General features: G+C 62.3%; 9 protein-coding genes. 1 reads left to right on the top strand and 8 read right to left on the bottom strand.

Going from position 1 to position 15,742, the window contains the following annotated elements; all coding sequences use genetic code 11:
- Positions 1–121 precede the first annotated feature (121 nt).
- From EV700_RS00430 to EV700_RS00405, 6 genes are all read right to left on the bottom strand, one after another.
- Positions 122–643: a pilin gene (locus tag EV700_RS00430; protein WP_130410393.1), complete on the bottom strand. Its 522-nt coding sequence runs from the start codon at positions 641–643 to the stop codon at positions 122–124.
- A gap of 321 nt (positions 644–964) precedes the next feature.
- Positions 965–2,179 (bottom strand): O-succinylhomoserine sulfhydrylase, encoded by a 1,215-nt coding sequence (locus EV700_RS00425; protein WP_130410392.1) that lies wholly within the window; start codon positions 2,177–2,179, stop codon positions 965–967.
- Positions 2,180–2,200: 21 nt separating this feature from the next.
- A complete protein-coding gene (gene purF / locus EV700_RS00420; RefSeq protein ID WP_130410391.1) occupies positions 2,201–3,745 on the bottom strand; it encodes an amidophosphoribosyltransferase in 1,545 nt (514 codons plus the stop codon).
- 9 nt (positions 3,746–3,754) lie between these two features.
- A complete protein-coding gene (locus EV700_RS00415) occupies positions 3,755–4,276 on the bottom strand; it encodes a CvpA family protein (protein ID WP_130410390.1) in 522 nt (173 codons plus the stop codon).
- 75 nt (positions 4,277–4,351) lie between these two features.
- Positions 4,352–5,374: a quinone-dependent dihydroorotate dehydrogenase gene (locus EV700_RS00410; RefSeq protein ID WP_130410389.1), complete on the bottom strand. Its 1,023-nt coding sequence runs from the start codon at positions 5,372–5,374 to the stop codon at positions 4,352–4,354.
- A gap of 81 nt (positions 5,375–5,455) precedes the next feature.
- On the bottom strand, positions 5,456–10,192 hold the full coding sequence (locus tag EV700_RS00405) for an NAD-glutamate dehydrogenase domain-containing protein (protein ID WP_165391277.1): 4,737 nt from the start codon (positions 10,190–10,192) through the stop codon (positions 5,456–5,458).
- A gap of 151 nt (positions 10,193–10,343) precedes the next feature.
- On the opposite strand from EV700_RS00405, the gene EV700_RS00400 reads away from it, so the two are divergent.
- The gene (locus EV700_RS00400; protein ID WP_130410387.1) at positions 10,344–11,873 is read left to right on the top strand and encodes a mechanosensitive ion channel family protein; all 1,530 of its coding nucleotides are present in this window, start codon (positions 10,344–10,346) and stop codon (positions 11,871–11,873) included.
- Between the two features lie 36 nt (positions 11,874–11,909).
- Here EV700_RS00400 and pepN read toward each other — a convergent pair whose 3' ends face one another.
- Positions 11,910–14,543, bottom strand: coding sequence for an aminopeptidase N (pepN, locus tag EV700_RS00395; RefSeq protein ID WP_130410386.1), 2,634 nt, complete (start codon positions 14,541–14,543; stop codon positions 11,910–11,912).
- The gene (locus EV700_RS00390) at positions 14,536–15,363 is read right to left on the bottom strand and encodes a DUF2797 domain-containing protein (protein WP_207224533.1); all 828 of its coding nucleotides are present in this window, start codon (positions 15,361–15,363) and stop codon (positions 14,536–14,538) included. The genes pepN and EV700_RS00390 overlap by 8 nt, the downstream gene beginning before the upstream one ends.
- Between the last annotated feature and the right edge of the window lie 379 nt (positions 15,364–15,742).

Here is a 15,742-nt window from a genome sequence, read left to right as displayed (position 1 = left end):
GCGCGGGAGACCGCGCTTTGCAGGCAAACAAGGGAAACACCGCAGGGACAATGCAAACAGAGCAGGGGCAGCACCGGGCCCGTTCGGCGGAGTCTGCTGAACGGGCCCAAGGTGTGAGGACTTAACGGCAGGATGCCGGAGCGAACTTGGCCTGCAAGGTTCCCGGCGTTGCGTTCATGCCCGCTGCCGTCGCTGTCATTTGCGTGTCCGACGCGCACGCCCATTCCACCACACCGGTTTGACCCAGAAACAGCGCGTTGTCCAGGGGAATCGGATTGGTGCTGCCGTCAGGATGGACCCACGGGCGCAGCATCAGGGTGTTTTCAGTGGCGGCGAGACCGATCGCCGTCGGATCATAGGTCACCGTCAGTTCACCGGTCGCGGCGTTCATCGCTACCGACTGCACGAACTTGGTCTTGGTGCCGATAGTGCTCCAGGTCTGCACGACCGACAGCATGTCATCGGTACTGGTGACACCCGCCAGCATGATTTGCGCATTGGCGGCAACGGCCAGACCTTCGGTGACCCGCGAACGGATGGTGTATTCCTGATACGCCGGAACCGCAACGGCTCCGAGAATGCCGATGATGGTAACGACGATCATCAGCTCGATCAGGGTAAATCCCTTTTGCATGGCGTTCATCTTGTAGCTCCCAACGTTCAGGGGTTTGACGTTGTTATTGTTACGACCCGACCGGTCGCCCTGAACGTCATAGAGCAGGAAGCATGCCAACCATGCGATTTTGTGCGCAAGCGTTTGCCGCGCAAGGGAAAGGATCTCTTTGCCACGAAACCGAATCGAGAAGCAGATCACAGAATAATGACAGGAATTGTCATTATCTGCCCGTGGCGGACGACCGTTCTGTCCGGAGCTAACCGGCGCAAAGGCGACAACCACCTGCTGCGCACCCATAAAAAAACGGGGTTAATCGCTTAACCCCGTTTCCTTGAACGCACCGCCTTTTCAGGGCGACAGCAGCGCAACCGCCGCCAGACCGCGTTCGCAGTCGGCGATCAGGTCATCACGCTCTTCCAGACCCACCGCGATACGGATCAAGCCTTCACTGATGCCCGCCAGCGCCTTGGCTTCCGGACTGACGCGGCCGTGCGTGGTGGTGGCCGGATGGGTGATGGTGGTCTTGGTATCGCCCAGGTTGGCGGTAATCGACATGATGCGCGTGGCGTCAATAAAGGCCCATGCGCCCTCGCGACCGCCCTTGACCACAACGGACAACACCCCGCCAAAGGCGCGCTGCTGGCGGGCCGCCAGCGCATGCTGCGGATGTGACTCCAGCCCGGCATAATTGACTTTTTCCACCTGCGGCTGCGCCTCCAGCCAGCGCGCCAGCGCCAGCGCCGAGGCGGAATGGGCCTCCATGCGCAGGCGCAGGGTTTCCAGCCCCTTCAGGAACAGCCAGGCATTGAAGGCGCTCAGGCTGGGACCGCAGGTGCGCACCACGCCCAGCACTTCCTCCATCAGCTTGGCATTGCCGACCACGGCCCCGCCCAGCGCCCGGCCCTGACCGTCCAGATACTTGGTGGCCGAATGGATGATCAGGTCCGCGCCCAGTTTCAGCGGCTGCTGCAAGGCCGGGGTGCAGAAACAGTTATCGACGGCCAGCAGGATGTCATGGCGATGCGCCAGTTCCGCCAGAGCGGCGACATCCGCCACTTCGCACACCGGATTGCTGGGCGTTTCCAGGAAGAACAAACGGGTTGTCGGACGCAGCGCCGCTTCCCATTCCCCCAGATCGGTCAGACTGACAAAGGTGGTGTCGACGCCAAACTTTTTCATGTACTTGTCGAACAAGACATTGGTGGTGCCGAACACCGACCGCGAGCACACCACATGATCGCCCGCCTTGAGGAAGGCCAGACACACGGCCAGAATGGCCGCCATGCCCGAACTGGTGGCGATGCAACGCTCGCCCCCTTCCAGCGCCGCCAGCCGGTCCTCGAAGATACGGACGGTGGGATTGGTGAAACGGGAGTAGATGTTGCCCGGCTCCGTACCGCCGAAGCGCGCGGCGGCCTGCGCGGCGTTCCGGTAGGCAAAGGACGATGTCAGGAACATGGGTTCGCTGTGTTCACCCTCGTTGGTGCGATGGTGACCGGCGCGAACGGCCAGCGTGTCAAACCCGGCTTCCGCCAGGGCGTCTTCCTCGAATTCCGGAATCATCGTCGGTGCTCCTGGGCGGCCCTAGATGGGCAGCTCGACTTGCAGGTCGTTGGGCAGGTCCACAATGGTGGGAGCGCCGCCCTGACCGGGGTTGTTCTTCTTGCGCTGGGCGCTGTCGTTGCGCGAGGCGGCCAGACGGTCCAGATAGTCCTCGTCGATGTCGCCGGTCACGTACTCGCCGTTGAACACCGAGCAATCGAACTCGGTGATCTCGGGGTTGCCTTCACGGGCGGACGCAATCAGGTCGTCCAGATCCTGATAGATCAGGCCATCGGCGCCGATCAGGTCGCAGACTTCCTGTTCGGTGCGGCCGTGGGCGATCAGCTCGGTCTTGGCGGGCATGTCGATGCCATAGACATTCGGATACTTCACGGGGGGCGCGGCCGAGGCGAAATACACCTTCAGCGCACCGGCGTCGCGGGCCATCTGGATGATCTCGCGGCAGGTGGTGCCGCGCACGATGGAGTCGTCCACCAGCAACACGTTCTTGCCCTTGAACTCCAGCTCGATCGGGTTCAGCTTCTGGCGCACCGATTTCTTGCGCTGGCTTTGACCGGGCATGATGAAGGTGCGGCCGATGTAACGGTTCTTCATGAAGCCTTCGCGGTACTTCACGTTCAGCTTGTTCGCCAGCTCGATGGCGGCGGTGCGGCTGGTGTCGGGAATGGGCATCACCACGTCGATGTCGTGGTTCTCGCCCATCACGCGGCGGATCTTGTTCGCCAGCTTCTCGCCCATGCGCATGCGCGCCTTGTAGACGGAGATATTGTCGATGGTGGAGTCCGGACGGGCGAAATACACATATTCGAAAATGCAGGGCGCATATTGCGGATTGTCCGCGCACTGGCGGGTGAACATCTGGCCGTTGTCGTTGATGAAGATGGCCTCACCCGGCGCCAGGTCGCGCACGGTATGGAAGCCAAGGGCGGTAATGGCCACCGACTCGGACGCGATGATGTATTCCTTGCCGTCCGGCGTATCACGCTCGCCAAACGCGACCGGGCGGATGCCGTGCGGATCGCGGAAGCCGACCAAGCCGTAACCGGTAATCATGGCCACCACGCCGTAGGCGCCCTTGCAGCGGCGGTGCACGCCCTGCACGGCCTGGAAGATATCGTCTTCATTGGGACGCAACTTGCCCTGGGCTTGCAACTCATGGGCAAACACATTCAACAGCACTTCCGAATCGGAGTCGGTGTTGATGTGGCGCAGGTCGGTGCGGAACAGGTCTTCAGCGATATCGTTGGCGTTGGTCAGGTTGCCGTTGTGCGCCAGCGTGATGCCGTAGGGCGAATTGACATAGAACGGCTGCGCCTCGGCGGAACTGGACGAACCGGCGGTCGGGTAACGCACATGGCCGATACCGTAGTTGCCGGCCAAGCGCGTCATGTGGCGGGTGTGGAACACGTCGCGCACCATGCCGTTGTCCTTGCGCAGGAACAGGCGGTCGCCCTGACAGGTGACGATGCCGGCGGCGTCCTGGCCGCGGTGCTGAAGGACTGTCAGCGCATCATACAGGCTCTGGTTGACGGCTGACTTGCCGGCGATGCCAACGATACCGCACATGGTTGCACCTCAATGATCGGGATTGGCTGTTTGAATCTGGATTTTGGGCAAATGTTTCATTTCGGCCTTGAGCTTGTCGGTCAGCGACAGGGCTTCAGGCACATAAGGCAAGGCGGCGCGCGGCAATTCGGCCTCGCGCCACCATGGGTCATTCTGGAAAAAGCGTGAGACCAGGCCGACGGACAACAGCACAATCAGCACGCCGCGCGCCAGCCCGAACAGTCCGCCCATCAGGTGGTCGGCCGGGCCCATGGCCAGGGCCGACAACAGGCTGCGCACCAGTTGGCCGATCAGGAAAACCACCGTGACCACGCTCAGGCAAATCAGCACGAACGCGGCGGCCATGCGCAACGACGGGGTTTCAATGAACGGGGCCAGCGCCGGCGCCACGCGCTGATAACTGTTGACCGCCATGATCAGGCCGATGATCCAGCCCGCCAGCGCGATGGCTTCGCGCACCAGTCCGCGGCGGAAACCTTTCCAGATGGAAAAGGCGACTACGGCAAGAATGAGAATGTCTGCCGGATGCATAGGCGTCGGTAATCTCTGGGCGGATGAAAAGGAGGTTTGTGGGGGCGGATTATAGCAAACCGCCCCCACCGGCGGCTATTCCTGAATGGCGGCGATAGCGCGCACGGAATCGGCAATCAGGCCCGGACCGCGATAGATGAAACCGGTATAAACCTGCACCAGGCTGGCCCCGGCGGCGATCTTGTCCGCCGCCGTGGCTCCGTCCAGGATGCCGCCGACGCCGATCACCGGAATGCGGCCGTCCAGCGCCTGCGCCAACCGCGACAGCGTGAAGGTGGAACGCGCCTTCAGCGGCTTGCCGCTGAGGCCGCCGGCTTCTTCGGACACGCTCAGGTTTTCAATGCCGGGACGCGTGATGGTGGTGTTGGTGGCGATCACGGCATCAATGCGGTAATCCAGCAGTTGCGAGGCGATGTCAGCAATTTCATCCTCGTCCAGATCGGGTGCGATCTTGACCGCCAGCGGCACGTAGTGACCCTGCTCCTGCGCCAGGCGGATCTGGGTTTCCTTGAGACGGCCCAGCAACTCGCCCAGCGCATCGCCGGTTTGCAGGCTGCGCAGACCCTTGGTGTTGGGAGAAGAGATATTCACCGTCACATACGAGGCGTGCTCGTAAACCTTTTCGAGGCAGAGTACATAATCGTCGGCGGCGTTTTCCACGGGGGTGTCGAAGTTCTTGCCGATGTTGATGCCGAGCACGCCGTCAAACTTGGCCTTCTTGACCTGCTCCACCAGATGGTCAACGCCCAGGTTGTTGAAGCCCATGCGGTTGATGATGGCTTCCGCCTCGGGAATGCGAAACAGGCGCGGCTGCGGGTTGCCCGGCTGCGGACGCGGGGTGACGGTGCCGATTTCGATGAAGCCGAAGCCCAGCGCCGCCAGCGCGTCGATGTAATCGCCGTTCTTGTCCAGACCGGCGGCCAGCCCCACCGGATTGGGGAAATCGATGCCCATCACCTGAACCGGTTGCTGCGGCGTCCGGAAGCCCATGCTCAGCAAGCCCATGCGCTTGGCCAGCGCCAGGGACTCCAGCGCCAGATGGTGCGAAGTTTCAGGCTTGAAACGGAACAACAGCGAGCGGATCAGGGAATACCACATGAAAAAGTCCTGGCTGGCGTGAAGGGCCGCGATTATACATGGATTGGCGGAGGATGTGGCCAACCCTCCGCCGCCCGTCCGTCAGGCCAGGAGGGCCGCCAGCACGCGGTCAAAGCGCGCGTAATAGACCACAAAGGGGGCATAGCCGGTCATGTCCTCGGGCCGCAGGCGATGACAGAACAGAGACCAGTCATCCAGCGCCGATTGACGGGCCGCCACCCAGCCGTCCAACCAGATGGCCGGGGCGCCGCCTTTCGCCTTCCAGCCGCTCAGGGTCTGGCGACACAGGCGGGCCATGGACTGCTGCAACGAGGCGCGCATGCCGTCACGGGCCTCGGCTTCCCAGACACTGCCCACCGCCAGGGTTTGCAGGGCGCGCTGCATCTGCGTCAGGCATAACAGCGATTCCACCGTGACATAGTAATGCGCCGCCACCGCTACCGGCGCATCCAGCTCACGCGCCAGGGCGCTGATATCCAGCATCGGGACAATCTGGTCCAGCACCGACAGCCGGGCCGCCAGATTTTCAGGCATCCCGGCGGTCATCAGGGCATCGCGACCGGCGGCCCAGTCCTGACGGCGCTGTTCGTTCAACAGGTCCGGCGCCTGCTGCAACAATTCGCCCAACTCGGCCATGGCGGAAATCTGCCGGAACGCCGGCGCATCGCCCTGGGTGTGCAGCAACCATTCGCAGGTGCGGCGGGCGGCGCGCTGCAGCACCACGTACTGTTGCAGCAATTGCGCACCGGGCAACTGACCGGCCATTTCATCCAGACGATCCCACCACTCGTTCAGGTTGAGGATTTGCCGCGTCACCACCCAGGCGCGGGCCAGCCGCAGCACCGTGACGCCGGGCTGGCGGAACAGCCGCATCATCGCTCCCATGCCCAGCCGTTCCGTCAACTCGCCCGCCAGACGGGTGGCCGCCAGGGCCAGCGCCAAGGGATGCTGCCGCAGTTGCTCGTCGAAACGCTCCCGCGCCGAAACAGGGAAGGCGCATTCCATTTCCGCCAGCAGCAGGCTGTCAGTCGCCAGCTCCGGGGTCGCCAGGGAAGACTTCAACCAGTTCTTGGCGTACGCCAGCAACACCGCCAGCTCGGGCCGCGTCAACGGCCGGTTGTCCCGACCGCGCTGTTCCCAACCCCGACTGTCGGGCAGAAACTCCAGCTTGCGGTCCAGTCCGGCATGCTGCTCCAGGAAGTCGGCCAGCTCGCCGTATTCGCGATGACGACGGACGGCCTCATGCGAGGCAATAGCCAGGCAAAGCGTCTGCGCCCGATTGTTGGCCAGCACGCAACTGCCGACTTCGTCCTGCCATTCGCGCAGCACCAGCGCGGCATCCTTTTCGGACAGTCGGCCGCCATGGATTTCGCGATGCAGGAAGATTTTCAGGTTGACCTCATGATCGGAGCAATCCACCCCGCCGGAGTTGTCGATGGCGTCGGTATGGCAAAGCCCGCCGTTCAGGCTGTATTCAATCCGCGCGCGCTGGGTCAAACCCAGATTACCGCCCTCGCAAACGATCCGCGCCTGCAATTCGGACGCATCCACACGCACGGCATCATTGGCACGGTCGGCCGCCTGGGCGTGCGTTTCATCCGAAGCCTTGACATAGGTGCCGATGCCGCCGTTCCACAACACATCCACCGGCAGGCGCAGAATCGCCTTGACCACGGTATCCGGATCTGTTTCGTCTTCAGCAATGCCCAGCAACTGCCGGGCCTGCGGCGACAGGGTTATTACCTTGGCATTACGGGCATAGACGCCGCCCCCCGCCGAAATGCGGTCGCTGCGGTATTGCTCCCAGGAACCGTTGCCGTCGACAAACAGGCGGTGACGCTCCTGATAAGAGGCATCGGGATCCGGCGTCGGATCAAGGAAAACATGACTGTGACTGAAGGCCGCCACCAGCCGGACCGTACGCGACAGCAGCAAGCCATTGCCAAACACGTCGCCGCTCATACTGCCGATACCGGCCATGGTCCAGCTGTCCGTGCGTATGTCGATGCCGCATTGCTGCGCCAGCAGGTTCAGGGCGACAAAAGCGCCACGGGCGGTAATGCCCATCTTTTTATGGTCATAGCCGTTGCTGCCGCCGGAGGCGAAGGCATCGCCCAGCCAGAAGCCGTATTCCGCCGACAGCGCATTCGCCGTATCCGAGAAGGACGCCGTGCCTTTGTCGGCCGCTACCACCAGATAGGCGTCGTCGGGATCATGGCTGACCACGCCCAAGGGTGGCGTCAGCTTGTCCTCGACCCGGTTGTCGGTCAGCTCCAGCAGTCCGCGGATAAAGCTGCGGTAGGCATTGACCCCACGCGCCTGCCGGGTATCGCCGGGACAACTCTCACGCACCACAAAGCCGCCCTTCGAACCGACCGGCACGATCACCGCATTCTTGACCTGTTGCGCCTTCACCAGCCCCAGTACCTCCGTACGGAAATCCTCCGGACGCTCCGACCAGCGGATGCCGCCCCGCGCCACCGGACCGAAGCGCAGGTGCACCCCGGAAACCTCCGGCGCATGCACAAAGATTTCCCGCCACGGGCGCGGCTCGGGCAACTCCTGGATTTCACGCGAAGCCAGCTTGAAGCTGAGGCGGTGATCACGCTGGGCGTCCGGCTGGAAGTACGAGGTGCGCTGCATGGCCAGCAACAGGCTCATGAACAGGCGCAGGATGCGGTCATCCGACGGATTACCCACTTCGGCCAACGCGGTATTCAGCCGCGCCACGGCCTCGGCCTGGCGGATAGCCCGATCGCCATTGACAGCAGGATCAAAGCGGGCGTGGAACAGCTCCAGCAGCATGCGGCCCAACTGCGGATAGCGGGTCAACGCCTCCGCCTGCGCGCGCGGCGACAACGGGAATCCCGCCTGTTGCAGCCAGGCCGACAGCGCCCGGAACAGGTTGGCTTCCCGCCAGCGGCATGGAACCAGGGTCACCAGCCGGTTGAAGATATCCGCCTCGGCATCGCCCCGCCACACCACCTGCATGGCGTCACGCACGCAAGACAAGGCGTGGGCCACAAACTCCCGGGGCAAGCCCTCGGGCAATTCGGTGCGGAAGTCATGCAGCCACAGGCAACTGTCCTGCAACAACAGCGCATAGGATTGCTCATTCAGCACTTTCAGGCCGAAGCTTTCCAGAATGGGCATTACCCGCGACAGCGACAACTGCTGATGCCACTGCAAAAGCTTGAAGCGGGCGGCGCGACCATCGGCGGAAATGACCTCCACCGCCAGCGGCGTATCCGGACGCTGGGTTTCCAGCCAACCGATATCGATAGCGGCGTCCTGCGGCCGGTAAGCCTGCTTGTAGCTGTCCGGGAAAACCATCTGGTAGCGGCGGAACAGCTGGTTGGCCAATACGGCCGGATATTTCGCCATCAGCACCGTCAACAACTCGTCGTCCCAGGTGCGCGCCAGGCGCTTCAGCACCGCCTCGGTTTCCTCCATGTTGATGTGCGGCGGCGACTGGTGGGCGAATACCAGCAGGATGTGCAGGCGGATCCAGCGATGCTCGGAAATGAAAGGCGTGACTTCCACGTCGGTGGCGTTGAAGCGCGCTTGCAGGAACTCGGCGGTGCGACTGACAAAGACATCGTTGTAGATCGGCTTCGGCACATAGATGAACACCGATACGAAGCGGTTCCACGGGTCCTGACGCCAGATGAAGCGCAGTTCGTTGCCGTACTTCTGCTTCACCATCGGCAGGAAGGCGTTCAGCAGATCCTGATCGGAGGCCAGCAGCAATTCGTCGCGGGGATGGGTGCGCAACAGCCGGTCGAAATTGCGGCCTTCATGGCTCAGCTTGCGCAGACCGGAAGTCAGGTCCAGGCTGGACAGCTTGTGGCGCAACACCGGCATGGTCATCGGGTCATGCTGCTGCACGCGGCTGGTGTACAACCCCATGAAACGGTAAACGTCGCCGTTCGGCATCAGCAGGATGATGACATCGGCGTGGCGGTCATGATGAATCGGCGAGCGCGTCAGCGACTTCGAGAAAACAATGCCCTTGTGACCGCGCGGCATCGGCTGATCCACCAGCCAGTCCGGCTCCATGCCCGGCCAGGCCGCCAGGCCGCAGCGCTCGGACGAGCCGTCCGGTTTTTCGTGAACCGCCGCCACGAAGGTGAAATGACCGCGCATCAGCCATTGCAGGAAGGCGTGGCTTTCCATGCGGTTGACCGACTCATCGCCGCTATTGGGAAGGTTTTCGATCAGCTGCTGACCGGCCTCGCGGCATAGCGTCTGCATGCGCGGAAAGGCTTCCACCACCTTTTGCAGCATGCCCAGCGAATTGCGGATGTCGGCGTCCAGCGCGGTCAGGTCGTCACCCTCATACAGTCCGGCCAGCTCGATATGGATCAGCGTGCGGTATTCGGCCGCCTGGGCGTCGCCGGGCGCGGGGATGGACTGGATGCGGTTGTAGCGGTCGCGGCGCAGCGGCAGGTTCAGGTCCATCAGCGTCTGTATTTCGCAGTCGCTGTGCTGCAGCACAATGCGCAGGGTATTCAGCAGGAAGGGCATTTCCCGCGCCACCACTTCCACGACCGTGCCATCGGGACGCCAGCCCACCTGTGTCAGGTCCGGATTGAAAACGCGCACCTCGACTTCCTGCCGCCCTTCCTCGGCAAAGCGCCACAGATCCAGCAGGCAGGCGCTCAGGGAATGGGGGGTATAGCGGCGCAGTTCATCCACCAGCAGGGCCTTGAGGGCAAATTCCCCGAATTGCCGAAAGGCCGGACTTCCGGCGACGGCGCAGGCGTCCAGGCACGCCTGCCGGGTTTGCTGCAGCCAGGCCTCGGTGGTGGTGATCATGAATCCGCTCCTTGTCGGTTGTTGTTTTCGGAATGACGACTGACGAATGGTGCCGATAAATATAGCCCAACTCCATGGGAAAAATCGGGTTATCTTTGTGGACTTGCGCAAGCTTTGCTTTAATGAACGGATAACCAGAACGGACCCGACCATGCCCGACGTATCGCCCCTCAGCTTTGGTGACGCCCTCCTCGCTTCCTGGCATGCCGATTTTGCCAACGCCTTGATTCTGATTGCCATTTCGGTGCTGTTGCTGGCCAAGTTCCGGGCGGAAGGTTGGGGCATCCTCAAGAACTCGCTGATCTTCGCCTCCCTGTGCCTGGTGCTGGGCGTGGCGGGCGGCGTCTGCCGGTTCCTGGGGCTGGAACTGCCGGCGCGCGTGCTGGATGAAATGGCGGTAGTGCTGGTCGGCGTGCTGGCGCTGCGCGTGTTCGGCCTGACCCTGTTCCGCGTCGGCCTGCCGCTGATCCGCATCACCCCGCCGCGCATTCTGGAAGACCTGATCCTGGTGTTCGCCTATATCGCCTGGGGCATGGTGCGGATGAGCCAGGCGGGGGTGAATCTGTCCGGACTGGTCACTACCTCGGCGGTCATCACCGGGATCATCGCGTTTTCGATGCAGGAAACGCTGGGCAACATCCTGGGCGGCATTGCGCTGCAACTGGACAACTCGCTTAGCATCGGCGACTGGATCAAGGTGGACGACCTGAGCGGCCAGGTGGCGGAAGTGCATTGGCGGCATACGGCCGTGCGCACCCGCAACGGCGAGATCGTGGTGCTGCCCAACAGCCTGCTGATGAAGGCGAAGGTCACCATTACCGGCAGCGACGATGTGCCGCAATGGCGGCGCTGGGTCTGGTTTTCGCTGTCCAACCGCATTCCGCCGCAACATGTGATTGATGCCGTGGAAAGATCACTCGCCGACGCCGAGATTCCGCTGGTCAGCCGCCAGCCCCTGCCCAATTGCGTGCTGATGGATTTCAAGGACGGCCTGGCGCAATACGCCGTCCGCTACTGGCTGACCGACGCCCGCATCGACGACCCGACCGATTCCACAGTGCGCGTCCACATCTTTACCGCCCTGCAACGCCACGGTTTCGTCATCGGCACGCCGGTGATGGACGTGAACATGACCGCCGAATCCGCCGAACTGGAAGAGCGCCGACGCAATGCCGACCTCATGATGCGGGTGCATGCGCTGCGCGGCATGGAGCTGTTCTCGACACTGGAAGATGAAGAGCTGAAACACCTGGCCAATACGCTGACCTGGGCGCCGTTCGCCAAGGGCGACGTCATCACCCGTCAGGGGGCGGTGGCGCATTGGCTGTATGTGCTGGTCAGCGGCGAAGTGGATATCTGGTACGAGGTGAACGAGCACGAGCGGCGGTTCCTGACCACCCTGCCCGCCGGACGCGTGTTCGGGGAAATGGGCATGCTGACCGGCGAGCCGCGCCGGGCCACCGTGATCGCGCGCAGCGAGGTCGAGTGCTACCGCATCGACAAGCCCAGTTTTGAATCCATTATCCGTTCACGGCCGGAGCTGGCCGAGGAACTGGCCAAGATCCTGACGGAGCGCAACCAGCAACTGGTGGCGGTGAAGGAAGGCGCGGGCAATCACGCCCAGCATCAGGCGAAAATCCTGGACGGTATCCGCCGCTTCTTCCGTCTGGACGGCAAATGAAACACGCGGGGAGCCGAAGCTCCCCACCCTGCTGTCTCAGCCCAACAACCTGCCCAAGGTTTCCGACGTATCATTGGACAAGGCGCGGCCCGCCAGCCCCTGCAGCACTTCCCGCGCCAGCGCCTGACGACCCGGCTCCAGCCGTTTCCAGCGGCTGAACGCCCCCAGCAAGCGTGAGGCGACCTGCGGATTCAACGCATCCAGTTCGGCAATCTTTTCCCCGATCAGCCGGTAACCGGCGCCATCGGCGCGATGGAACTGCACCGGGTTGGCGTTGGCGAACTGCGCCAGCAGCGAGCGCATCCGGTTGGGATTGGTCAGCGTGAAGGCGGAATGCGCGGTCAGGCGGCGGACTTCCTCCACACCGCGCAGCGGATTGGTGGCCTGCACCGCAAACCAGCTGTCGATCACCAGTGCTTCCTTGGCAAAGCGACCGAAGAAATCGGCCAGGCAAACGGCCGCATGCGGCGCATCATGATGCACCAGCGCCCGCAGCGCGCTCATGCGCTCGGTCATGTGCGGAGCCTTGCGATAATTCTCGCCAACGGCATCACGCAAGGTAAAGGACGGCGTGCCCAGCAAGGCGTAGTGCAGACTGACGTCGCGCCAGGTGCGGGCGGCAATCGCCTCGCTGGAATACTGGTAAGAGGACTCATGTCCGTTGAGATACTGGTTCTGGAAAAACGCCGACAAATGCTTGGCAATCGCCTTCTGCAAGCCCAGTCGCACATCGTGGATGCGTTGCGGGTCAATCACGCCAACCTTGTCCGCCAGATAGTTCTCCGTCGGCAACTGCAACAGCTTGGCCGCCAGTTCCGGGTCGGTTTCCACCAGCCCCGGCAGCAAACCGGCCAGCGACTCCAGCACCGCCGCCAGACCCGGCAACTCCGCCGCACCGCCCTCGATCACCGCCAGCATCATGCGCTCGAACAGCGTCTGCGCCGACAGCCAGCGGTTGAAGCCGTTGTTGTCGTGGCGCATCAGGAACAAGAGCTCCTCGTCACCGGCGGCGTAGTCCAGAATCACCGGCGCGGAGAAATCGCGCAGCAGGCTGGGCACCGGCGCTTCCGTCACCCCGGTGAAGACCCAACGCTGTTCAGCCTGATCGGCAATCAGCACGCGTTCAACACCAACCGCCGCGCTTTCACCGGTCAGTTGCAACGGCAAGGGCTGTCCATCCCGTGCGAACAGGGCCAGCTTCACCGGAATCGGCAACAGTTTCGGCTCGGGGAAACCGGTCTTGGCGGGCACCGACTGGCGCACGGTCAGGGTATAGGTCTGCGCCACGGCGTCGTGCGCCGTGCTGACATGCAGCACCGGCGTGCCCGGCTGGCGGTACCATTGCATGAACGGCGACAGGTCACGGCCGGAAGCATCGGCCAGCGCCTGCACAAAATCCTCCACGGTCACGCCCTGCCCGTCATGACGGTCAAAGTACAGGTCGGTGCCCTTGCGGAAATCCGCTTCACCCAGCACGGTGTGCAGCATGCGCACGATTTCCGCACCCTTCTCGTAAACCGTGGCAGTGTAGAAATTATTGATCTCGATGAAGGACTCCGGACGCACCGGATGCGCCAGCGGCCCGGCATCCTCGGCGAACTGCGCGTTGCGCAGCACCGCCACATCCTCAATGCGCTGCACGCTGGCCGACAGCTGGTCGGCGCTGAACTGCTGGTCGCGGAAAACGGTGAAACCTTCCTTCAGGCTGAGCTGGAACCAGTCGCGGCAGGTGACGCGGTTGCCGCTCCAGTTATGGAAATATTCATGCGCCACCACCGATTCCACGCGCTGGAATCCCAGATCCGTGGTCGTTTCCGGATGCGCCAGCACGCAAGATGTGTTGAAGATGTTCAGCCCCTTGTTCTCCATCGCGCCCATGTTGAAATGGCTGACGGCGACAATCATGAAGATATCCAGATCGTATTCACGACCATAACGCTCTTCATCCCAACGCATCGAAGCTTTCAGCGACTCCATGGCGTGATGGCACTGCCGCAGATCGTGCTGTTCGGCAAACAATTTCAGCGTCACCTTGCGTCCGGACCGGGTAACGAAATGGTCCTCCAGACAGGCCAGATTGCCCGCCACCAGGGCGAACAGGTAACTGGGCTTCGGGAACGGGTCTTCCCAGGTCGCAAAATGACGGCCATTCGCCGCGTCACCCCGGGTGGTGCAATTCCCATTGGCCAGCAGTACCGGATAGCGCTTCTTGTCGGCGGAAATGGTGGTGGTGAACAGCGCCATGTTGTCGGGGCGGTCCACGAAATAGGTGATCTTGCGGAATCCTTCCGGCTCGCACTGCGTGCAATACATGCCCTTGGACAGGTACAGGCCTTCCAGCGCGGTATTGTGCTCCGGATCAATCTCGACTTCGGTATGCAGCACAAAGTCCGCCGCCTCGGGTACGGCGTGGATTACCAGTTCCTCACCGGCCACGGTATAGGCATCCGCCTCCAGCTCGGCCCCGTCAATGGCCAGCGCCTTCAGCGTCAGGTTGACGCCGTGCAGCTTCAGCGGCGTCCCCACGGGGGTGCTTTCGGCGCGCCGCATATTCAGCCCGGCCGTAACCCGCGTTACGCCATCATGAATGTCTACCTGCAGCCGCACACGCGGAATGCCATAGGCCGGGGCCTGGTAATCCTTCAGGAACACCGTGCGCGGATCAGTCATTTTTCTCTCCAAATTCAATTTCGTAGCCGCCGTATTTGCGAATATTGATAACGCCGGTATCCAGGATCAGGTATTGGCCCTTGATGCCCATCAGCTTACCGCTGACGGCAGGATCGGTGTCCAGATTGAAGGCCTTCACCTTGGTCGGGTACTGTTGCACCGGGTAACTGAACTCACGGGCATTTTCCCCGGTCAGGATTTCCAGTTCGCCCGGATACTTGGCCTGCAAGTCGCGCAACTCATCCGCGCACAGCAGCAGCAATTCGTCGCGCAACAAGGCCAGATCCAGCTCCGGCGCTTCTTCCTTCAGCAAGCGCTGCCAGGCGGTCTTGTCGCTGATGTGGTTGGCGAAAATCACTTCCGCCAGACCGGCCTGCAGCCGGGTTTTCACCGCCATGATCGGCAACGCCTGACGCGCGCCCTGGTCCAGCCAGCGCGTCGGTACCTGCGTGCCACGGGTAATGCCCACTTTCAGGCCGGAAGAATTGGCCAGATACACCACATGCGGCTGGAAGCAATGCGTCAGCGCCCATTCCGGCTCGCGGCAGGTGCCCAGATGGAAATGGCAGGTTTCCGGCTTCATGATGCACATGTCAGCGGCGGCGGAACTGCGGAAGCACTTGTAGCAGAAGCCCTGACTGAAGGATTTGCTGGTCTTGGCCCCGCAATTCAGACAGAAAATGCGCCCGGTGTAGCGCAGGCGCACCGGCTGGCCGATGTAGTCGTTCAACGGCACCAGGAAGTCGCCGACGGGCAGTTCGTAACAGACGGGATTCTGGTCCCGGGTGCGCATCTTTTTCAGGATACCCTGATAAAACATAGGTTTGGCTCTCGTGGGCTGCCGTCGCCGGTAGGACGGCGGCGGGCAAGGTATCCGTGGCGCGCGCCCTGGGGGGCGGCGCTTGGCAGGCGGATAGTGTAGGTCTGGAACGGGGGTGGTTACAACGGAACATTCGGGGGGATTTTGCTAATGTTCGTATGTCTGGTTGTGGGGGAAAGCGGGTTGCTGTTTGACTAGGTTCGGTGGTTTTGGTGAAGGCGTTGGATGGGGGCTTTTCGCGCTTGACGCTAAGTTAGAGAGCGTTGAACTTATTTACATGATAAATATGTGTAGTGATGGTATTCACCTGACAGTAGGCCGCTGAAAGCAAAGTGGCCATAGCCGTCCCCGACGGGTTATAGATCGAGTGTCTGACGCT

The sequence above is a fragment of the Fluviicoccus keumensis genome (genome assembly GCF_004217445.1).
Lineage (GTDB): Bacteria > Pseudomonadota > Gammaproteobacteria > Pseudomonadales > Moraxellaceae > Fluviicoccus > Fluviicoccus keumensis.
The sequence above is the reverse complement of the archived record's forward strand: the minus strand, read 5'-3'. Positions and strand labels throughout refer to the sequence as shown.